The sequence below is a fragment of the Novosphingobium mississippiense genome, from assembly GCF_044029535.1.
Lineage (GTDB): Bacteria > Pseudomonadota > Alphaproteobacteria > Sphingomonadales > Sphingomonadaceae > Novosphingobium.
Window position 1 is genome coordinate 3,626,917 of sequence record NZ_CP147001.1, and the last position, 21,042, is coordinate 3,647,958.

14 protein-coding genes are annotated in these 21,042 nt (G+C 64.5%); 3 read left to right on the forward strand and 11 right to left on the reverse strand.

Annotation, left to right across the window (positions count from 1 at the left end; genetic code table 11):
* Positions 1-102: 102 nt before the first annotated feature.
* The 6 genes from rplL to WBP06_RS17295 all read right to left on the reverse strand — a co-directional run bounded on the left by rplL (position 103) and on the right by WBP06_RS17295 (position 3,681).
* Positions 103-477, reverse strand: coding sequence for a 50S ribosomal protein L7/L12 (gene rplL / locus WBP06_RS17270; RefSeq protein ID WP_395330214.1), 375 nt, complete (start codon positions 475-477; stop codon positions 103-105).
* Between the two features lie 87 nt (positions 478-564).
* A complete protein-coding gene (gene rplJ, locus WBP06_RS17275) occupies positions 565-1,077 on the reverse strand; it encodes a 50S ribosomal protein L10 (RefSeq protein ID WP_395330216.1) in 513 nt (170 codons plus the stop codon).
* 347 nt (positions 1,078-1,424) lie between these two features.
* Complete coding sequence (locus WBP06_RS17280; RefSeq protein ID WP_395330218.1) at positions 1,425-1,661, reverse strand: helix-turn-helix domain-containing protein; 237 nt, start codon at positions 1,659-1,661, stop codon at positions 1,425-1,427.
* A complete protein-coding gene (locus WBP06_RS17285; RefSeq protein ID WP_395330220.1) occupies positions 1,661-2,209 on the reverse strand; it encodes a DUF2975 domain-containing protein in 549 nt (182 codons plus the stop codon). Before WBP06_RS17285 ends, WBP06_RS17280 begins: the two co-directional genes overlap by 1 nt.
* A gap of 41 nt (positions 2,210-2,250) precedes the next feature.
* On the reverse strand, positions 2,251-2,442 hold the full coding sequence (locus tag WBP06_RS17290) for a hypothetical protein (protein WP_395330222.1): 192 nt from the start codon (positions 2,440-2,442) through the stop codon (positions 2,251-2,253).
* A 225-nt stretch (positions 2,443-2,667) separates the two neighbouring features.
* Positions 2,668-3,681: a hypothetical protein gene (locus WBP06_RS17295; protein WP_395330224.1), complete on the reverse strand. Its 1,014-nt coding sequence runs from the start codon at positions 3,679-3,681 to the stop codon at positions 2,668-2,670.
* Between the two features lie 477 nt (positions 3,682-4,158).
* Here WBP06_RS17295 and rpoB point away from each other — a divergent pair, with 477 nt between their 5' ends.
* The 3 genes from rpoB (at position 4,159) to WBP06_RS17310 (ending at position 15,054) form a co-directional block, all read left to right on the forward strand.
* On the forward strand, positions 4,159-8,313 hold the full coding sequence (gene rpoB, locus WBP06_RS17300) for a DNA-directed RNA polymerase subunit beta (RefSeq protein ID WP_395330226.1): 4,155 nt from the start codon (positions 4,159-4,161) through the stop codon (positions 8,311-8,313).
* 76 nt (positions 8,314-8,389) lie between these two features.
* Complete coding sequence (gene rpoC, locus WBP06_RS17305; RefSeq protein ID WP_395330228.1) at positions 8,390-12,694, forward strand: DNA-directed RNA polymerase subunit beta'; 4,305 nt, start codon at positions 8,390-8,392, stop codon at positions 12,692-12,694.
* Positions 12,695-12,861: 167 nt separating this feature from the next.
* Positions 12,862-15,054: a putative bifunctional diguanylate cyclase/phosphodiesterase gene (locus WBP06_RS17310; RefSeq protein WP_395330230.1), complete on the forward strand. Its 2,193-nt coding sequence runs from the start codon at positions 12,862-12,864 to the stop codon at positions 15,052-15,054.
* Between the two features lie 373 nt (positions 15,055-15,427).
* Here WBP06_RS17310 and WBP06_RS17315 read toward each other — a convergent pair whose 3' ends face one another.
* The 5 genes from WBP06_RS17315 to lnt all read right to left on the reverse strand — a co-directional run bounded on the left by WBP06_RS17315 (position 15,428) and on the right by lnt (position 20,865).
* Positions 15,428-15,943 (reverse strand): TIGR02281 family clan AA aspartic protease, encoded by a 516-nt coding sequence (locus tag WBP06_RS17315; RefSeq protein WP_395330232.1) that lies wholly within the window; start codon positions 15,941-15,943, stop codon positions 15,428-15,430.
* A gap of 25 nt (positions 15,944-15,968) precedes the next feature.
* Positions 15,969-16,712, reverse strand: coding sequence for a hypothetical protein (locus WBP06_RS17320; protein ID WP_395330234.1), 744 nt, complete (start codon positions 16,710-16,712; stop codon positions 15,969-15,971).
* Positions 16,709-17,842 (reverse strand): flavodoxin-dependent (E)-4-hydroxy-3-methylbut-2-enyl-diphosphate synthase, encoded by a 1,134-nt coding sequence (gene ispG / locus WBP06_RS17325; protein ID WP_395330236.1) that lies wholly within the window; start codon positions 17,840-17,842, stop codon positions 16,709-16,711. Before ispG ends, WBP06_RS17320 begins: the two co-directional genes overlap by 4 nt.
* A 165-nt stretch (positions 17,843-18,007) precedes the next feature.
* Complete coding sequence (metK, locus tag WBP06_RS17330; protein WP_395330238.1) at positions 18,008-19,225, reverse strand: methionine adenosyltransferase; 1,218 nt, start codon at positions 19,223-19,225, stop codon at positions 18,008-18,010.
* Between the two features lie 41 nt (positions 19,226-19,266).
* Positions 19,267-20,865 (reverse strand): apolipoprotein N-acyltransferase, encoded by a 1,599-nt coding sequence (gene lnt, locus WBP06_RS17335; RefSeq protein ID WP_395334242.1) that lies wholly within the window; start codon positions 20,863-20,865, stop codon positions 19,267-19,269.
* Positions 20,866-21,042: the final 177 nt, after the last annotated feature.

The following is a 21,042-nucleotide window of genomic DNA, read 5'->3' on the forward strand; positions in this document are numbered from 1 at the left end:
CTTGCAAGGCCTCTTTCCGGTGCGAGGCGTGCAAACGAAAAGGGCGGCCCCGAGAGGCCGCCCTTTCCTTTTTCTGCTCGGAAGAACTTTCCGAGAAGAAGATTACTTGAGCTCGACGGTGCCGCCGGCTTCTTCGATCTTCTTCTTGATGTCTTCGGCTTCAGCCTTGTTGACGCCTTCCTTGACAGCCTTCGGGGCGCCTTCGACGAGAGCCTTGGCTTCGGCGAGACCCAGGCCGGTGATGGCGCGGACTTCCTTGATGACGTTGATCTTCTTGCCACCGTCGCCGGTGAGGATCACGTCGAATTCGGTCTTTTCTTCAACAGCGGCGCCAGCGTCGCCGGCCGGGGCAGCAGCCACGGCAACGGCAGCAGCGGCGGAAACGCCCCATGCTTCTTCGAGAGCCTTGGCGAGGTCAGCGGCCTCGAGGACGGTCAGCTTCGACAGTTCTTCAACAAGCTTGGCGATATCGGCCATGATAATAACTCCTGATCTGTGGTCCCGGGGTGCAGGATGCGGTCCACCGGGATAAATCGTTACGAAATGAATTGCTTAAGCTTGAACTCAAGCAGCCTTGTCGGCGTAGGCAGCGAAGACGCGCGCCAGCTTGGCCGCCGGAGCGGTCTGCAGCTGGGCGATCTTGGTCGCCGGAGCCTGAACGAGGCCGATGAGCTTGGCGCGCAGTTCGTCGAGCGAGGGCATCGAGGCGAGAGCCTTGACACCAGCAGCATCCAGAACCTGCGAACCCATCGCGCCGCCGACGATCTCGATCTTGTCGGTCGTCTTGGCGAAGTCGACGACGGCCTTGGCAGCTGCGACGGGGTCCACCGAAGTGGCGATGGCCGTCGGGCCGCTGAGGAAGTCGCCGATACCGACGTAGTCGGTGTCCGCGATGGCAAGCTTGGCAAGACTGTTCTTTGCAACCTTATAGGTAGCACCGGCTTCACGGATCTTGCCGCGCAGGGCGGTGGACTGGGCCACCGACATGCCGAGGTTGCGGGTGATGACCACCACGCCGACCTCGTTGAAGACCGCGTTGAGCTGGGCGACCGAATCGGCTTTCTGCAAACGATCCATGCCTTACTCCTTCACATGTGACCGTTTGGAACTTGCGTCCCGCACGGCCGGCTACGTTTGTCCAAAGCGCTGATGCGCTTCGGGCGAGTCCGTTGGCGATGGGGAAGGAGTTTTTCGTGTCGAAACACGAACCTGGCACCACGCTTCAAAAGGAGCGAAGGACCGGAAAATTTCCTGTTCCCCGTCTAGGCTGGAAATTAAGCCCCCGCAAATCGAGGGCACCAACTGTCTCGGACGGATGAACCATGGGCCGAGACCCATGTGGTTCGGCCGCGCCTTTGGCTGAAAGCGCGGCCGGAGTCAAGTTTCGCTAACGGTGGTGTTACGCGAAAGTGTCGCTGGCGGGATCAATCGGCGGGGGCGTCATACCCCAGCAGGTCGCCCGGCTGACAATCCAGTTCCCGGCAGATCGCCTCCAGCGTGGAGAAGCGGATCGCCTTGGCCTTGCCGGTCTTCAGGATCGAAAGGTTGGCCAGGGTTATGCCGATGCGCTCCGCCAACTCGGTCAGCGTCATCCGGCGGGCATAGAGCAGGTCGTCCAGCTTGACCATGATATTGCCTCCTTCGGTGCCATCGTCCCCCATCACACGGTTCCTTCCAGCTCGGCGCGCATCTCGGCGCCCTTGCGGAACACGCGGGCCAGGATGAACAGGATCAGCATCAGCAGCAGGCCGTTGCCAGAAATGCCGCCCATCGTGTCCAGGTGGGTATGGCCGTCGCCGATCTTGTTGATCAGCGCGCCCAGCGTCGAAAGCGGCAGGCCGATCAGCTGCACGACCAGACTGAGCCAGGCCATCTGCGTCAGCCGCGTCGCATTCTCGGGCACGAAGGGATCGCCGTCGCCCACGGTGCCGACGATCCGCTTCAGCAGTTGGAAGATGCGGAACAGGATGCCGCAGAGAATGGCGGCGAAGACCAGGATACCGCTGACCGCCCAGAAGAACTGGGGCATCACCAATGGCATGTCCTTGGCCATTTCCGCAGAGATGTCGTTCTGGAAGAACAGCAGCAGCGGGATCGCCACAAGGCAGGCGGCGATGCCGATGGCCATGCTCGCCATCAGGAACCACAGCAGTCCCTTGGCGATGGCGAGCAGCGGGTCGCGCGTGATCGATTGCATGGTGGAAGTCATTGTCGGTCGCCCCTCTTTGCGAATTACGTCTGCGTTTCGGATCACATCAGCGCTGGCGCGGCGGGCGCGGCGACGACGATGGTCACATGCAGGCTGGTCTGCGCCGCTGCCGGCATCACGTCGGCCGCCTTCGCCGGGGTGGATACGGTGGGCAGCCAGAAGGCGGTCATGAACATGACGGCCAGCGCCACGGCGAGCGGGCGAGAGGCCTTGTGCATCAGGGACTGGGTCATTGTTCGTTCTCCGATATGCTTGATATCGATATTCAATAAGTCGATTCGGATTTATCGTCAATCGATAATATCGAAAAACAATATGTGGCTGATCGTAATTCGGAAAATCGGAGGCTTCCCCACAGCGCCTACGCGCTCTGCGCATAGAAAAGCGGGGCGACTCGCTGGGAGTCGCCCCGCATGGAAGGCCGGTTCTGCCGTGCAGGGGTTACGGCATCGCCGGGTTCAGACCTCGACCAGTGTTTCTGTGGGGGTGGGATTGGAGGGCCTGGTCGTAGGCCTGTAGGTGCGCCAGTCGAAGGGCTTGCCCTGCATTTGCAGGTGCTCGCGGTGTTGCAGGATCAAGCGCGCGCGGCGCATGCGGGCCTTGCGGGAGGTGAAGGGGTTCGCCTCGTCCGGCGGGGCGGCAACCATCGCGTCCAGCAGTTCGCGGCGGTCGTCTCCCAGCGGCACCGGGCCGGCGGCCAGCGCTTCGGCCGAAGGGCCAAGGCGGGCCGGCGGGGTGACCGGAAGCGCCATGGGGTCGGCCATGGCGGCGGGAGTCGGTTCGGGCTGACGATCGTCGGCGGCCTCGTAATCGCTGACCACGTCGTCTTCCCGATCCTCACGGCGGCGGCGCGTCATCGCATAGGCGCCAGCGGCGGCAATGCCGAGGGCGGCCAGCAGGCCGATCACGCCCTCCACGGGGAGGCCGCCATCACTTTCCGACCGGGCCGGAGCCGGAGCGGGGCCGGCGGCGGGGTTGGGTGCGGTCAGTGGCGCGGGGCGTGTGGCGACCGGCGCGGATACGACTGCGGCCGGAGCATCGCCGCGCGCCAACGCGCCATTACGGGCGGTGCCGGCATTCTCGGCCGTGGGAACGCGTGCGGGCGTCGCGCGGGCCGGCGCGGCGCGCGGCGCGCGTTCGGCGGATTGCGGCTTTGCGGCTGCTTCGTTCGCGACTTCTGCCGGTGCAGCCGACGGTGCGGCGATCGGGGGCGACGCGGTGGGGGCTGTCGTTTCGGCCGGCGCCGGCGTGTCTACCTGCGGAAGCACGATGGCCGGCGCAGCGCCTTCCGGGGTAGCGACAGAAGGTGTAGCGGCCGGAGGTGTTGCGACAGGCGGCGCGGCCGGTACGGTGTGCGCCGGTTGTGCCGGGGCAACGGCATCCTGCGCGAAGGCCGGAGTTGTGGCGAGCGCGAGGACGGCGGCAATCGCCGTCAGAGCGCGGGGCGAGCGGGGGGCAATCCTCTTTTCCATGACAGAAAAATGCGCCGGACCCGCCCCGGTTACGACGAAGCGTGCAAAACCGCGATCAGATGAGCCGTTTTTGCGGACGAGCTGCCTCTGGCACCACGAAGGTGTTAAAAAATGGCGGAAATCTGTCATTCTCGCGACGAAAAATTCATCCGGCGTTCACGCAAAAAAACCGGGCCGCGCTCCTCCACATTGACGGTGGAGGCCCCGGCTCCTATATGGGGCGCTCGCTCGAATGCCTCGAGCAAGGCTGCCCATGCGCGGGGGCACGCCCGGGAAGGAGGCTTTCGGGATTTCATCCGATGCATCAGGCTGCTGGCCGCAATGGGCATTCCGCTAGGAATTCCGCGCGCGCCGGGCGGCCTTTTGGCGTTTCGGATGCCCTGTTTCCACGACAGGGATTACGTCCTCGCAGACGAAATTTTCAAGGGGCCGTTCATCGCGAATCGGCTCCGAAGCGAAGAGGCAAAAGACCAGCTCATGGCCACCAAGCCCGTCGATGTGCGCCGCTCTGCCAAGAAGCGCATCCGCAAGATCTTTGGCGACATCCACGAAGTCGTCCAGATGCCCAACCTCATCGAGGTCCAGCGCGAGAGCTACGAGCAGTTCCTGCGCTCGAACCCGGAGACCGGCTACGTGTCCGGCCTGGAGAAGACCCTGCGCTCGGTCTTCCCGATCCGCGACTTCGCCGGCACCAGCGAACTCGACTTCGTCCACTACGAGCTGGAAGAGCCGAAGTACGACGTGACCGAGTGCCGCCAGCGCGGCATCACGTATGCGGCCCCGATGAAGGTCACGCTGCGCCTGATCGTGTTCGAAGTCGATGCCGAGACCGAGACCCGCTCGGTCCTCGATATCAAGGAGCAGGACGTCTACATGGGCGACATGCCGCTCATGACCGAGAACGGCACCTTCTTCATCAACGGCACCGAGCGCGTCATCGTTTCGCAGATGCACCGTTCGCCCGGCGTGCTGTTCGATCATGACCGCGGCAAGACGCACTCCTCGGGCAAGTACCTCTTCGCTGCCCGCGTGATCCCGTACCGCGGTTCGTGGCTGGACTTCGAGTTCGACGCCAAGGACATCGTCAACGTCCGTATCGACCGCAAGCGCAAGCTGCCGGTCACCTCGCTGCTGTTCGGCCTGGGCCTCGATAGCGAAGCGATCCTCAATCACTTCTACGAGACCGTGACCTGGAAGCGTGGTTCGGGCGGCTGGCAGCTGCCGTACCAGGCGGAAGCATGGCGCGGCGCCAAGCCGGCGTTTGACATCGTCGATGCCAAGTCGGGCGAAGTCGTGTTCCCGGCCGGCACCAAGATCAGCCCGCGCGCCGCCAACAAGGCGCAGAAGGACGGTCTGGAAGAACTGCTGATCCCGACCGAGGAAATCTTCGGCCGTTATTCGGCCAAGGACCTGATCGACGAGTCGACCGGCCGCATCTACATCGAGGCGGGCGACGAAGTTTCGCCGGAAAACCTTGAAGCGCTCGACCGCGCGGGCATCGACCAGATCGATCTGCTCGACATCGACGACATCAACACCGGTCCCTGGATCCGCAACACGCTCAAGGCCGACAAGGCCGAGAACCGCGACATGGGTCTGGAAGCGATCTACAAGGTCATGCGTCCGGGCGAACCGCCGACGAAGGAAACCGCCGAAGCCCTGTTCGAAGGCCTGTTCTTCGACGCCGATCGCTACGACCTGTCGGCCGTCGGCCGCGTCAAGATGAACATGCGTCTTGGCCTTGATGCCGAGGACACCGTGACCACCCTGCGCGTCGAGGACATCCTCGCCGTCGTCAAGGAACTGGTGAACCTGAAGGACGGCAAGGGCGAAATCGACGACATCGACAACCTCGGAAACCGCCGTGTGCGTTCGGTGGGCGAGCTGCTCGAAAACCAGTACCGCGTCGGCCTGCTCCGCATGGAGCGCGCCGTGAAGGAGCGCATGAGCTCGGTCGACGTGTCGACCGTGATGCCGAACGACCTCATCAACGCCAAGCCCGCCGTGGCTGCCGTTCGTGAATTCTTCGGTTCCTCGCAGCTCTCGCAGTTCATGGACCAGACCAACCCGCTGTCGGAAGTCACCCACAAGCGCCGCGTTTCGGCGCTCGGGCCGGGTGGTCTCACCCGTGAGCGCGCCGGCTTCGAAGTCCGCGACGTTCACCCGACGCACTATGGCCGTATCTGCCCGATTGAAACGCCGGAAGGCCCGAACATCGGTCTGATCAACTCGCTGTCGACCTTCGCCCGCGTCAACAAGTATGGCTTCATCGAAACGCCGTACCGCAAGGTGAACGACGGTCATGTGACCAAGGACGTCGTCTACCTCTCGGCGATGGAAGAGCAGAAGCACACCGTCGCGCAGGCGTCGGCCGAGCTGAATGCCGATGGTTCGTTCGTCGAGGAACTCGTCTCGGCTCGCCAGAACGGCGAATTCGTGATGAGCCCGCGCGACCAGATCACGCTGATGGACGTTTCGCCCAAGCAGCTCGTCTCGGTGGCCGCCTCGCTCATTCCGTTCCTGGAAAACGACGACGCCAACCGCGCACTCATGGGCTCGAACATGCAGCGTCAGGCCGTGCCGCTCGTGAAGGCGGACGCTCCGTTCGTCGGCACCGGCATGGAAGAGACGGTTGCGCGTGACTCGGGCGCCGCGATCTCGGCGCTGCGCGCCGGTATCGTCGACCAGGTGGACGCCACCCGTATCGTCATCCGCGCTTCGGGCGATATCGAACCCGGCAAGTCGGGCGTCGACATCTACCGTCTGCAGAAGTTCGAGCGTTCGAACCAGTCGACCTGCATCAACCAGCGTCCGCTGGTGAAGGTGGGCGAAGTGGTCCAGGCCGGCGACACCATCGCCGACGGTCCGTCGACCGAGTTCGGCGAACTGGCGCTGGGCCGCAACGTGCTCGTCGCGTTCATGCCCTGGAACGGCTACAACTACGAAGACTCCATCCTGATCTCCGAGCGGATCGTGAAGGACGACGTGTTCACGTCGATCCACATCGACGAGTTCGAAGTGATGGCCCGCGACACCAAGCTGGGGCCGGAAGACATCACCCGCGACATCCCGAACGTCGGCGAGGAAGCCCTGCGCAACCTCGACGAAGCGGGCATCGTCTACATCGGTGCCGAAGTGCACCCGGGCGACATCCTGGTCGGCAAGATCACCCCGAAGGGCGAAAGCCCGATGACGCCGGAAGAAAAGCTCCTCCGCGCCATCTTCGGTGAAAAGGCTTCGGACGTCCGCGACACCTCGCTGCGTCTGCCGCCGGGCGTTTCGGGCACGATCGTCGACGTGCGCGTGTTCAACCGCCACGGTATCGAGGTCGACGACCGTACCCGTGCGATCCAGAACGAGGAAATCGAACGCCTCGCCAAGGACCGTGAGGACGAACGCGTCATCCTCAACCGCGCCACCTACAACCGTCTGAAGGACATGCTCCTCGGCCAGGTCGCCACGTCGGCGCCCAAGGGCATCAAGAAGGGCGTGGACATCACCGACGAGGTGCTGGACGAGGTCGAGCGTCACGAGTGGTGGAAGTTCGCGGTTGCGGACGATCACATGCAGTCGCAGCTCGAAGCGGTGAAGACCCAGTACGACCTCACCGTCAAGGCGATTCAGGAGAAGTTCGAGGACCGCAAGGAGAAGCTGGAACGCGGTGACGAACTCGCGCCCGGCGTGCTCAAGATGGTCAAGGTCTTCGTGGCCGTGAAGCGCAAGCTTCAGCCGGGCGACAAGATGGCCGGCCGTCACGGTAACAAGGGTATCATCAGCCGCATCCTGCCGCTGGAAGACATGCCCTTCCTCGAAGACGGCACCCCGGTCGACTTCGTGATGAACCCGCTCGGCGTGCCTTCGCGCATGAACGTCGGCCAGATCTTCGAAACGCACCTTGGCTGGGCCGCCCGCGGCCTGGGCGCGCGTATCGGCGAGGCTCTGGACGCATGGCGCGTGGCCAACCCGAACCCGGTTGCCGGCCAGCCGCCGGAAGCTGTTCGCGAGCTGCTCAAGGAGATCTACGGCGACAATTACACCGCCGATATCGACGCGCGCAGCGACGATCAGATCGTCGAGTTCGCCCAGTCCGTCCGCAAGGGCGTGCCGATGGGCTCGCCGGTGTTCGACGGCGCGGTCGAGAAGGATGTCTCCGACATGCTCAAGCTCGCCGGTCTCGACGAGTCGGGTCAGGTGCACCTCTACGACGGCCGCACCGGCGATTGCTTCGACCGCAAGGTGACGGTGGGCATGAAGTACGTGCTCAAGCTGCACCACCTTGTCGACGACAAGATCCACGCCCGTTCGATCGGCCCCTACTCGCTCGTCACCCAGCAGCCGCTGGGCGGTAAGGCGCAGTTCGGTGGCCAGCGCTTCGGTGAAATGGAGGTCTGGGCCCTCCAGGCCTACGGCGCCGCCTACACCCTGCAGGAAATGCTGACGGTGAAGTCGGACGACGTGGTCGGCCGTACCAAGGTCTACGAAGCGATCGTCAAGGGCGACGACACGTTCGAAGCCGGCATTCCGGAGAGCTTCAACGTTCTCGTCAAGGAAATGCGTTCGCTGGGCCTCAACGTCGAGCTTACGAGCCACGACGACAACGAAGACGACGGCACGGCGCTGGCGGCGGAATAACGGGATCGGGCGGAGCCCCAGCGCTCCGCCCTTCCTTCCGACCGCACGAAGAATTCACCCCCAGAGGGATTGAACCATGAACGACCTGACCAAGTTCACCAACCAGATGGCGAAGCCCGAGACCTTCGATCAGATCCAGATCGGTCTCGCGAGCCCCGAGCGTATTCGCTCCTGGTCCTTCGGCGAGATCAAGAAGCCGGAAACCATCAACTACCGTACGTTCAAGCCTGAGCGTGACGGCCTTTTCTGCGCCCGCATCTTCGGTCCCGTGAAGGACTACGAATGCCTTTGCGGCAAGTACAAGCGCATGAAGTACAAGGGCGTCGTCTGCGAAAAGTGCGGCGTCGAAGTCACTGTCACCAAGGTGCGTCGCGAGCGCATGGGCCACATCGAGCTGGCCGCTCCGGTCGCGCACATCTGGTTCCTGAAGTCGCTGCCTTCGCGCATCGGCCTGCTGCTCGACATGCAGCTCAAGCAGCTTGAGCGCGTCCTCTACTTCGAGAGCTACATCGTGATCGAGCCGGGCCTGACCCCGCTTGAGAAGTACCAGCTGCTCACCGAAGACGAGATGCTCGACGCGCAGGACGAGTACGGCGAAGACGCCTTCTCGGCCGGCATCGGCGCCGAGGCGGTGAAGCACATGCTCATCAACCTCGACCTCGAGCAGGAGCGTGCGGACCTTCTCCAGGAACTTGAGACGACCAAGTCGGAACTCAAGCCCAAGAAGATCATCAAGCGCCTGAAGGTCGTGGAATCGTTCATCGATTCGGGCAACCGTCCCGAGTGGATGATCCTGGAAGTCGTGCCGGTCATTCCGCCGGAACTGCGCCCGCTGGTGCCGCTGGACGGTGGCCGCTTCGCGACGTCGGACCTCAACGACCTCTATCGCCGCGTCATCAACCGCAACAACCGCCTGAAGCGCCTGATCGAGCTGCGCGCGCCGGACATCATCGTCCGCAACGAAAAGCGCATGCTGCAGGAAGCCGTCGACGCCCTGTTCGACAACGGCCGCCGCGGCCGCGTCATCACCGGCGCCAACAAGCGTCCGCTGAAGTCGCTGTCCGACATGCTGAAGGGCAAGCAGGGCCGCTTCCGTCAGAACCTGCTCGGCAAGCGCGTCGACTATTCGGGCCGTTCGGTCATCGTGACCGGTCCGGAGCTGAAGCTGCACCAGTGCGGCCTGCCGAAGAAGATGGCGCTCGAGCTGTTCAAGCCGTTCATCTACGCCCGTCTGGACGCCAAGGGTCTCTCGATGACCCTGAAGCAGGCCAAGAAGTGGGTCGAGAAGGAGCGCAAGGAAGTCTGGGACATCCTCGACGAAGTCATTCGCGAGCACCCGGTCATGCTGAACCGCGCGCCGACGCTTCACCGTCTGGGCATCCAGGCGTTCGAGCCGGTGCTGATCGAAGGCAAGGCGATCCAGCTGCACCCGCTCGTCTGCTCGGCGTTCAACGCCGACTTCGACGGTGACCAGATGGCCGTCCACGTGCCGCTCTCGCTGGAAGCCCAGCTGGAAGCGCGCGTGCTGATGATGTCGACCAACAACATCCTCTCGCCGGCGAACGGCAAGCCGATCATCGTTCCTTCGCAGGACATGGTTCTCGGCCTGTACTACCTGTCGATGGACCGTACCGGCGAGCCGGGCGAAGGCATGAAGTTCGCGGACATGGCGGAAGTGCACCAGGCGCTTCACGTCGGCGCCGTGACGCTGCACTCGAAGATCGAGGCCCGCGTGCCGCAGACCGACGAGAACGGCGAGCAGTACATGAAGCGCTTCGAGACCACGCCGGGCCGCATGCTGCTGGGCGAATGCCTGCCGAAGTCGCACACGGTGCCGTTCGACGTCGTCAACCGCCTTCTCACCAAGAAGGAAATCGGTGACGTGATCGACCAGGTCTACCGTCACACCGGCCAGAAGGACACGGTGCTGTTCGCCGACGCGATCATGTCGCTCGGCTTCCGCAACGCGTTCAAGGCGGGCATCTCCTTCGGTAAGGATGACATGATCATCCCGGATTCGAAGGAAGCCCTGGTGAACGAGACCAAGGAACTGGTTGCCGACTACGAGCAGCAGTACCAGGACGGTCTCATCACCCAGCAGGAAAAGTACAACAAGGTGATCGACGCCTGGAGCCGTTGCGGCGACCAGGTGGCGAACGCCATGATGGAAGAGCTGAAGGCGCAGCCGATCGATCCCGAGACCGGCCGCATGGCCCAGATCAACTCGATCTACATGATGAGCCACTCCGGTGCGCGTGGTAGCCCGGCGCAGATGAAGCAGCTTGGCGGTATGCGCGGCCTCATGGCCAAGCCGTCGGGCGAGATCATCGAAACGCCGATCATCTCGAACTTCAAGGAAGGTCTGACCGTTCTTGAATACTTCAACTCGACCCACGGCGCCCGTAAGGGGCTGGCCGACACCGCGCTCAAGACGGCAAACTCGGGTTACCTGACGCGCCGTCTGGTCGACGTGTCGCAGGACTGCGTCGTCGTGATCGAGGATTGCGGTACCGAGCGTGCGCTGGAAATGCGTTCGATCGTGCAGGGCGGTTCCACCATCGCCTCGCTCGCCGAGCGTATCCTGGGCCGTACTCTGGCCGAGGACCTCAGCGACAAGGACGGCAACGTGATCGCCGCCAAGGGCGAGCTGCTGGACGAAGCCGCGGTCGCCAAGATCGAGGCTGCCGGCCACCAGGCTGCCCGCATTCGCTCGCCGCTGGTCTGCGAAGCCCAGCAGGGCGTTTGCGGCAAGTGCTACGGCCGTGACCTCGCTCGCGGTACGCCGGTCAACATCGGTGAGGCCGTCGGCGTCATCGCCGCGCAGTCGATCGGTGAACCGGGCACGCAGCTCACCATGCGTACCTTCCACATCGGCGGTGCCGCGCAGCTCAACGAAACCAGCCACTTGGAATCGATCTGCGACGGTAAGGTCGAGTATCGCGACATCCCGACGATCGTCGACAAGCGCGGCCGTCGCCTGTCGCTGGCCCGCAACGGCGAGATCGTGGTGTTCGACAGCGAAGGTCGCGAACGTGCGATCAGCCGCGTGCCTTACGGTACGGTGCTGCTCCACACCAGCGGTGCATCGGTGAAGGAAGGCGAACGCCTGGCAGAGTGGGATCCGTTCTCGCTGCCGATCATCACCGAAACCTCGGGTACGGTGAAGTATCAGGACCTGATCGACACCCGCACGCTGACCGAGCAGGTCGACGATGCGACCGGCATGACCAGCCGCGTCGTCACCGAAGACCGTTCGTCGCGCAGTGCCAAGAAGAAGGAAGACCTGCGTCCGCGCATTACCCTTCTGGACGAGGGTTCGGGCGAAACCGCGCGCTACATGATGGCGCCGGGCACCACGCTCTCGGTCGAGGACGGCCAGACCGTCGAAGCCGGCGACATCATCGCCCGTGCTTCGCGCGAAGCCGCCAAGACCCGCGACATCACCGGTGGTCTGCCGCGCGTTGCCGAACTGTTCGAGGCCCGCAAGCCGAAGGACAACTCGATCATCGCCAAGGTTTCCGGCCGCATCGAGTTCGTGCGTGACTACAAGGCCAAGCGCAAGATCGCGATCATCCCGGAAGAGGGTGAACCGATCGAGTACCTGATCCCGAAGAGCCGCGTGATCGACGTGCAGGAAGGCGACTTCGTCAAGAAGGGCGACAACCTGATTTCGGGCTCGCCCGATCCGCACGACATTCTGGAAGTCCTCGGCGTCGAGGCTCTGGCAGAATACCTCGTCGCGGAAATCCAGGAAGTCTACCGCTTGCAGGGCGTGAAGATCAACGACAAGCACATCGAGACGATCGTTCGTCAGATGCTGCAGAAGGTCGAGATCACGGCCGGTGGCGACACCACCCTGCTGCCGGGCGAACAGGTCGACTACGAAGAGATGTTCGAGATCAACAGCAAGCTTCCCGAGGGCAAGCAGCCCGCGGAAGGCAAGCCGGTGCTGCTCGGCATCACCAAGGCTTCGCTGCAGACCCGTTCGTTCATCTCGGCCGCGTCGTTCCAGGAAACCACCCGCGTGCTCACGCAGGCGGCGGTTGAAGGCAAGAAGGACACCCTGATCGGCCTGAAGGAAAACGTCATCGTCGGCCGTCTGATCCCGGCGGGTACCGGTGCCGGCATGAACCGCATGCGCGTGGCGGCCTCCAGCCGCGACGCTGCCCTGCGCGCTTCGTACCGTCGCATGCAGGAAGCGCTCATCGCCGCCAACTCGGCGGAAGAAGAGCATGCAGCCGAACTGGCCCAGGGCCCCGAAGCGGCGATCGGCAACGATCCGCTGGCGATGGTCGAGGGTGAAACCCATGGTCTGGACGCCGATGCCGGCGATTACCTGATCAAGGGTGATGAGCAGGCCGAAGGCGGCGACGAAGCATAAGCTTCCCGCTGCTGCCTGACAGGCACACGAAAAGCCTCGTCGGAGCGATCCGGCGGGGCTTTTTGCTTATGGCGACGTCAGGCCCGCCATGTTCACTTGTATGGTTACGCGAAAGTAACGTTCGTTCGACTAAGCACATGTCCTGAGATGGTCGCAGGGCGTAGTCGATGGCCTGGAATTTCGGACGTACGGACAGGAAAGCGGCGCGCGTGCGCGAGGCGGGCGATGGGCCGGCCATCGACGGCGATCAGGCGCGGGAATTCTGCCGCGCTGTCGAGGGCGTCGGCGGCCTTGGCCTCTGGGCCTCGGATGCCGAAGGGCGCATTCGCTATCTGTCCGAAGGGGCGCTGGCGCGCCTGCCCGATGGGGTGACCGGCAGCGCCGTCGGCTCCCTGGTGGCCGACGTGTTCCAGACTTTCGATGACGGCGCCGGTTCGGGCCGCAGTCTGCGCTTCGCGCTGTCGCGCCGCTCTCGGTTCGAGAAAGTGCCGGTCTGCACCGGCGACGGTCAGCACCGCCGCTGGTGGCTGCTTTCGGGTGAGGCGCAGGTCGACGAGGGTGGCCGGTTCGGTGGCTTCTGCGGCCTCTGCTCCGAAATCACCGATGAGCGCCGCATTGCCGAGGAAAACTCGCGCGAGGCGATGCACGATCCGCTGACCGGGCTGCTCAACCGCCGCGAGATGGCGCGGATGCTCGATCGTACGCTGCGTGCCTACAGGGCGCAGGAACGGCCCTGCGCCACGTTGCTGATCGATCTCGATCGCTTCAAGCAGGTCAACGATACCTTGGGCCACTCCACCGGCGATGCCCTGTTGCAGCAGGTTTCGGAACGGCTGATCACCATCGTTGGCGAGGCGGAGCGGATCTGCCGCCTGGGCGGCGACGAATTCCAGATCCTCGTCCCCGATGTCGAGGATCGCGGCGACCTGGGCAATCTGGCCGAACGCATCATTGCCATGCTCTCGCAGCCATATTCGGTAGAGGGCAATCGCTGCATCATCGGCGCTTCGGTGGGGATCGCCATTGCCCCGTTCGATGGGCAGGATGTCGACAAACTGGTGCGTAATGCCGACCTTGCGCTCTATGCTGCCAAGCACGGCGGGCGCGGCGGCTTCCGTTTCTTCTCGCGCGAACTGCTGACTGCTGCCGAGGACCGCAGGATGCTGGAGGAGAACCTCCACGATGCGCTCGCGCATGGAGAGCTGGAACTGCACTATCAGCCGATCGTCGCGGCCGGGACCGACGTGGTTTCGGGCGCGGAGGCGCTGATGCGCTGGAATCATCCCAAGAAGGGCGTGATCAGCCCCGCGCAGTTCATTCCCATCGCCGAGGAATCGACGATGATCTGCCAGATCGGCGAATGGGCGCTGCGCACGGCCTGTCGTGACGCGGTGCAATGGCCAGGCGCCTTGCGCGTGGCGGTGAATGTCTCGCCGCGCCAGTTCACCGATCCCGGCTTTCCGGCGATCGTTGCCAACGCCCTGGCGACATCCGGCCTGCCGCCCGAACGGCTGGAACTGGAAATCACCGAAGGCGTGTTCCTGGCCGAAGGCGCCGATACCGATGCGCGGTTCCGCGCGCTGAAGGCGCTGGGCGTGCGGTTGGCGCTGGACGATTTCGGCACCGGCTATTCCTCGCTCGGTTATTTGCGCACGGCCCCGTTCGACAAGATCAAGATCGACCAGAGCTTCGTGCGCGGCACGGCGGAGGCGGGCGCACGCAACAAGGCGCTGATCGCCGCGATCGTCGCCATGGCCAAGGCCATCGGCATGGAGACGACGGCGGAGGGGATCGAGACGCTGGACCAGCTGGCCATGCTGCGTGAACTGGGCGTCAGCCATATCCAGGGCTACATCTATTCGCAGGCAATCCCGGCGGAGGCGTTCCTGGCGGCGGCGGGACAGCCGGGCTGGGGCATCCCCCCCAGCGGCCCTGCCTTCCAGCGCGAGGATCGCATATCGATGTTCCGCTGGATCGGAGCGATCCACGAGGACCACTACTACCCGGCGGTGCTGCGCAACCTGTCCGCCACCGGCGCGCTGATCGACGGGCTGGAGGATGTACCGCTGGGTACGCGCTTCGTGCTCTACTTCGGTGAGGGCCAGCTTGAGGTGGCGACCGTGCGGCGCATGATCGGCGAACAGCTTGGCGTCGCTTTCGAAAAGACGCTGGTGAGCGACGGCAATGGGGGCCTGTGCACGCGCACGCGGATTTCCCCCTACGACCTCATCAACGCGGGTCTGCCGCCCGATTTCGAGGTGAGCACGATCCGCACGCCAATCGCGCCGCGTGATGGCCGCATCTCGATCCCCGCCTTTACGTCGACGGTCGGGCGCAAGGCGATACAGGGTACGGCCTAGAGCAGTTTCCGATCCGATTGCATCGGATCAACTGCTAAGATTTTGGTTTATCGCGCTTTCCGAGTCATCAGGTGATTCCACCTGATTAGAAAACGCTCTAGGGCGCAGCCCAAGGCATGCCATAGCGCGGAAATTGGCCGCGGGCCGGGGAACAACGGTCTCGACCGGCGGCTGACGCCTGCCGACCGGCGACATGGCTTCGCGCGGAAAAACCACCGATAAGCTGGGCTCCCCCCGTTCCCACAAGGTTGTACGTGATGGACATCCCTGTTTCGAAAGTCGTCCGGGCCGCTTACCTTTCGGTCGCCGCCATGACGGGTTTCGTGGTCTGGTGCAGCCTTGTGGGATTCGAGGTGGCGATGGGCGGCGCGGCTTAATCCGCGCCGAGCATCATGCGTTCGCCTTCGATCCTGACATTGCCCACGCGCGACAGGAACGATTGGCCCAGCAGCGAGACGTCCAGACCTTCGGGCACGATCGCGGCCCGCACGTCACGCACTTCGGTTCCGCCCAGTTCGATCCGCTCCAGCCTCACCGGCACGCCATAGACCGGGCCTGATGCCCCCTGACCGATCGGGATCACGTCGCTGTCACTCCAGTCCAGCCCGATGGCGCGCGCATCCGCCCCGGTCAGCGCCACCATCGAGGCGCCGGTATCGATCAGGAAACGGGTACTGTGTTGGTTCACAGCGGCATCGGCGTAGAAATGACCGTCGGCGGCGCGGGTAAGCTCCGTATTGCCGGCGAACCAGGCGGCGGTCGCAGCCTTTCGATGCGGGGAGGCCGCAGCGGCAGACTGGTCGGTCCCTTGCCCGGCCTTGTGACCGGGGGCGGTCAGTACCGTGACCCCTATGGCGATGATCGCCGGTATGAGCAGCCCTTTGTTCATAGGGCGAAGGATAGGCCGCGAAGGCTTAAGCGGGCGTAAAACCCGCCTCGTCTCCATCAGGCGCCTCATCGGCGGCATAGCCGTGATGCAGGCCGGTGGCGGCGAGCGCGGCCATCTGGCCCACCACCAGCGCGTCCCAGGCCATCAGGCCCCAGATCAGCCACTGCGGCCGCTCCATTGCCGCGATATGATCCGCCCGGTGCAGCGTCTGCAACAGGAACCAGACGGGCGCGATGTGCAGCACGATGCGCAGGGCCTTGGTCCAGCCGCTGCGGTAGATCGCGAGAAGCCCGGTCTCCCGATCACCGAGCAGCCCGCCGACCATCAGCACCAGGCCCGGCAGGCTGGCGAGCGTCAAGACCATGCTCAGCGTCACTTGCACCATCGGCGCGGCGCGCCAGTCGAGCAATGCGGGAAGCGAGGCCACGATCTGGACGCCCAGCCCGAGCAGCACCTGCTTCCATGCAATCCCGGCAAGACTCCAGCCGCGCAGCCCTGCCGAGCGGTTGGCCCAGAATCGCGCGCCAGCCAGCACGGCGATGACCAGAGCGGCGATCTTGATCGCGCCGAACTCCATCCGCTGCGGATCGAGCGCGAGGCTGGAGAACGCTTCCTGGCTGGCGAACATGCCCCGCCGGATTTCCACCGCATGTTGGGCGAATTCCGGCAGCACCGCGATCAGTGGAACCAGCGGCGCGATCCGCCAGAGGTACAGCGAATCGCGCAGCGTCAGGCCGACGCGCGCGAGTTCACGCTTGAGCCGGCTCATTCGGCCGCCTGCGCCTCCGCTTCGGCCGCATTGGCGGCTTCGATCTCGGCCGCCTTGGCCTCCACCAGCTTGACGATGTGGTCCAGCATGTCTTCGGACTGGACGACATGGTCGGTCACGCCCGAAAGGTAGACCATATGCTTGCCATTGCCGCCGCCGGTCAGGCCGATGTCGGTCTCACGCGCTTCGCCGGGGCCATTGACCACGCAGCCGAGGACGGAGAGCGAAAGCGGCGTCTTGATGTGTTGCAGGCGGTCTTCGAGAGCCTCTACCGTGCGGATCACGTCGAAGCCCTGACGCGCGCAGCTGGGGCAGGAGACCACACGCACGCCGCGCGTGCGCAGGCCCAGCGCCTTCAGCATCTCGAACCCGACGCGCACTTCCTCTTCCGGCTCAGCCGAAAGCGAGACGCGCAGGGTGTCGCCGATGCCCGACCACAGCAGCATGCCCATGCCGATGGAGGACTTCACGGTGCCGCCGATCAGGCCACCCGCTTCGGTGATGCCCAGGTGCAGCGGGCAATCGACCGCCTCTGCCAGCCCCTGATAGGCGGCGACGGCGAGGAATACGTCGCTGGCCTTCACGGCCACCTTGTATTCGTGGAAATCGTGGTCCTGCAGCAGCTTGATGTGATCCAGCGCGGATTCGACGAGCGCTTCGGGGCAGGGCTCACCGTACTTTTCCAGCAGGTCCTTTTCCAGGCTGCCGGCGTTGACGCCGATGCGGATCGCGCAGCCATTGGCCTTGGCGGCGCGCACCACTTCGGCGACGCGGTCGTCGGAACCGATGTTGCCCGGATTGATGCGCAAGCAGGCGGCGCCGGCATCGGCAGCCTCAAGCGCGCGCTTGTAGTGGAAATGGATGTCGGCGATCAGCGGCACCCGCGCGGCCTGCACGATCTCCCGCATCGCCGCCGTGCTTTCCACATCGGGGCAGGAGACGCGGATCAGGTCCGCGCCGGCATCCTCGCACCGGCGGATCTGGTCGATCGTCGCCTTGGCATCGGATGTCAGGGTGTTGGTCATGGTCTGCACCGTGATCGGTGCATCGCCGCCGACGGGGACATTGCCGACCATGATCTGGCGGCTCTTGCGGCGCTCGATGTCGCGCCAGGGACGTACGGATGACATGGCGCTTCTATAGTCGTTCACGGTGACGGTTTGAAGCGCGATTCCGGTCAGCGTGGATGGATGATTTGCAAAACAGAGAAAGCGGCAAAAACAAAAGGGGCGAGACCTTGCGGTCCCGCCCCCTTCAACCGGTTATGCCTTGGCCGGTCATGCCTTGGCGTGCGCTCAGGCGAGAGCGGCCTTCAGCGCGTCAACCAGATCGGTACGCTCCCAAGGGAACAGGTCACCCTCGGGCTTGCGGCCGAAGTGGCCGTAGGCGGCGGTAGGGCCGTAGATCGGCTTGTTCAGGCCCAGGCCGGTGCGGATGCCGCGCGGGGTCAGGCCGCCCAGCGTGTCGGCCGCGACCTTGGCGATCGCCACTTCCAGATCGGCGTCCGAATGGGCGCTGGTGCCGTGGGTGTCGACATAGAGCGAAAGCGGCTCCGACACACCGATGGCATAGGCCACCTGGATCGTGCAGCGCTTGGCCAGGCCGGCGGCGACGACGTTCTTGGCAAGGTAGCGGGTGACGTAGGCGGCCGAACGGTCGACCTTCGTCGGGTCCTTGCCCGAGAATGCGCCGCCGCCATGGGGCGAAGCGCCGCCGTAGGTGTCGACGATGATCTTGCGGCCGGTCAGGCCGGCGTCACCGTCGGGGCCACCGATTTCGAACTTGCCGGTGGGATTGATGTGGAACGCGGTTTCGTCGGTGACGAAGCCGGCGGGCAGGATTTCCGCCACGACCTTCTTCACGTAGGCCTTGAGTTCGGCGTCCTTGGCACCTTCGTGGTAGCCCGGCTTGTGCTGGGTGGAAACGACCACGGCGGTCGCTTCGACGGGCACGCCGTTTTCGAAGCGCAGGGTGACCTGGCTCTTGGCGTCGGGCTCCAGGAACGGCGCGGTGCCGGCGTGGCGGTCCGCGGCCAGACGCTCAAGGATCTTGTGGCTGTAGTCGAGCGTGGCGGGCATGAGGTCCGGCGTCTCGTCGCAGGCGAAACCGAACATGATGCCCTGGTCGCCCGCGCCTTCGTCCTTGTTGCCGGTCGAATCGACGCCCTGCGCGATGTCCGCGCTCTGCGGGTGCAGGTGGTTTTCGAAGACCAGGTCCTGCCAGTGGAAGCCGGCCTGTTCGTAGCCGATGCGCTTCACGGTTTCGCGGACCACGGTCTGGATCTCTTCCTGCGCACCGTCTTCCCAGTGGCCGGCGGTATCGATCATGCCCTTGCCGCGAACCTCGCCGGCCAGCACGACGCGCTGGGTGGTGGTGAGGGTTTCGCACGCGACGCGCGCCTCCGGATCCTTGGACAGGAACAGGTCGACGATGGCGTCGGAAATCTGGTCCGAAACCTTGTCGGGATGACCTTCGGAAACGCTCTCGGAAGTAAAGACGTAGCTATTGCGCATCTGGACACCACATATAAAGAAATCTTTATGTCCCTCTGCGTCTACCCTCCCCGGCGCCGGAGTGCAATGCCCGAAACCGCAATCACCAACAGAACCGTGGCAAGTGCCAGTGGCAAGCGGTTGCCCCAGCGCGCAAAAAGCGTGGCCTGATGTGCCGGCGGGATCATCCCGTCCAGCCGGCCGGCCTGATGGCGCGGCACGAAAGCCCGCACGATACCGTCGGCATCGATCACCGCGCTGATGCCGGTGGTGGTGGATCGCATGACCGGCAGGCCTTCCTCGATCGCGCGCAAGCGGGCCTGCGCCAAGTGCTGGGGCGGGCCCCAGGCGCCGAACCAGCCGTCGTTCGATGGGTTGAAGATATAGTCGGGCCGCACGCGCGGATCGATCACTTGTCCGCTGAACACGATCTCATAGCAGATCTGCACGCCGACCTTGCCCCAGTCGCCGAAGTCGATGGTGCGGGGCCCGGGGCCGGGCCAGAAGTCCAGCGATCCGGGCACCAGGCGAGTGGCGCCCAGCGGTTCCAGCAGCCAGCGCAGCGCCAGATACTCTCCATAAGGGACGAGATGGGCCTTGGAATAGGAAGCGAGCAAGTTGCCGTCGCCATCGATCGCGGAGACCGAATTGCGGGCGGCCACTTCCTCGTCATCCTTCATGACCAGATCGACCGCGCCGGTCAGCAACAGGCCATAGGGCCCGATCACCCGGCCGATGCGGCGGCGGGACAGGACCGGGTCGGCGGCGTAGGTATAGATGCGATAGAGATAGGGCGGATAGCCGTCGCGCACATAGTCACCCAAGCCCGATTCAGGCCAGAACACCATGCGCTTTTCGCCGGGTCGGTTCGGCAGCGAGAGCTGCGCCATCTTGACGAAGTTAGCTTCGAAATTGCGCGGATCGTCGATGAATTCCTGCCGGATGTCGGGCTGGATCAGCGTGAAGCGCACCGCCCCTTCGGAGCGATCGGCCCAGCGGTCCGGTTGCGTCATCAAGGCGCCAAGCGCTGCATAGATCGCGATTGCGGGCAGGGCCCACGCCCAACGCGCCACGGACTTTCCATGCCGGATCGCGCGGACCAGCAGGCCGGGCAGGGCCGCCAGCAGCACCAGCAGGCCGGAGAGACCGTATGTGCCCGTCCACGGTGTGACGATGGCAAGCCCGCGCGTTTCGAAGCCGCCCAGCAGGGCTACGCCGAGCGGGTTCCAAGCGAAGCCGGTGAAGACCCAGGCGCGCAGCCATTCGGCGATGATCCAGCATGCCGCAAATGCGATGGCGACAAGGGCATAGGCGCCGGGGCCGCGCTTGCTGCGATCGAGCCGCTGCGCCAGCCAGCCGCCCAGCGTTGCCAGTGCCGGATAGACGGCAAGGTAAAGCGAGAGCAGCACCACCGCGATCATGCCCAGCCACGCCGGCATGTTGGCCTGATAAGTGAAGGCCGTGGCGATCCAGTTGTTGCCGAGCGTGAAGTGGCCCAGGCCAAAGCACCAGCCGACCAGGAAGGCGCGCTGCCAGCTGGGCGCGCGGACCATCAGTTCCATCAGCCAGGCAATGCCCAGCAATGTCAGCGGCCAGAGCGACAGCGGCTGAAAGCCGCAGGCGGCCATGGCGCCGGCAAGCGCGGCGGCCAGTCCGGTCATTACGCGCGGATACCGGGCCAGAAGGGGGAAAGTGCGGCCGGGCGGGGCCTGTTCGGATGTCACGGCTGAGCCTCGCGGCGAGAGAATTCCACGGGCGAGGCTATGTAAGTCCCTGAGGCGCGACGCAAGCGGGAAGGGCGGCGGTCACGCCAGGGCAGGAATCGCGGGCGATAGCGA

Coding starts and splice junctions, on each gene's coding strand:
- WBP06_RS17315 (WP_395330232.1), bottom strand. CDS start 15,943: ATGAACAAAGGGCTGCTCATACCGGCGATCATCGCCATAGGGGTCACG.
- rpoC (WP_395330228.1), top strand. CDS start 8,390: ATGAACGACCTGACCAAGTTCACCAACCAGATGGCGAAGCCCGAGACC.
- WBP06_RS17285 (WP_395330220.1), bottom strand. CDS start 2,209: ATGACTTCCACCATGCAATCGATCACGCGCGACCCGCTGCTCGCCATC.
- WBP06_RS17310 (WP_395330230.1), top strand. CDS start 12,862: ATGGCCTGGAATTTCGGACGTACGGACAGGAAAGCGGCGCGCGTGCGC.
- lnt (WP_395334242.1), bottom strand. CDS start 20,865: ATGACCGGACTGGCCGCCGCGCTTGCCGGCGCCATGGCCGCCTGCGGC.
- WBP06_RS17295 (WP_395330224.1), bottom strand. CDS start 3,681: ATGGAAAAGAGGATTGCCCCCCGCTCGCCCCGCGCTCTGACGGCGATT.
- rplL (WP_395330214.1), bottom strand. CDS start 477: ATGGCCGATATCGCCAAGCTTGTTGAAGAACTGTCGAAGCTGACCGTC.
- metK (WP_395330238.1), bottom strand. CDS start 19,225: ATGCGCAATAGCTACGTCTTTACTTCCGAGAGCGTTTCCGAAGGTCAT.
- WBP06_RS17280 (WP_395330218.1), bottom strand. CDS start 1,661: ATGGGGGACGATGGCACCGAAGGAGGCAATATCATGGTCAAGCTGGAC.
- rplJ (WP_395330216.1), bottom strand. CDS start 1,077: ATGGATCGTTTGCAGAAAGCCGATTCGGTCGCCCAGCTCAACGCGGTC.
- ispG (WP_395330236.1), bottom strand. CDS start 17,842: ATGTCATCCGTACGTCCCTGGCGCGACATCGAGCGCCGCAAGAGCCGC.
- WBP06_RS17290 (WP_395330222.1), bottom strand. CDS start 2,442: ATGACCCAGTCCCTGATGCACAAGGCCTCTCGCCCGCTCGCCGTGGCG.
- WBP06_RS17320 (WP_395330234.1), bottom strand. CDS start 16,712: ATGAGCCGGCTCAAGCGTGAACTCGCGCGCGTCGGCCTGACGCTGCGC.
- rpoB (WP_395330226.1), top strand. CDS start 4,159: ATGGCCACCAAGCCCGTCGATGTGCGCCGCTCTGCCAAGAAGCGCATC.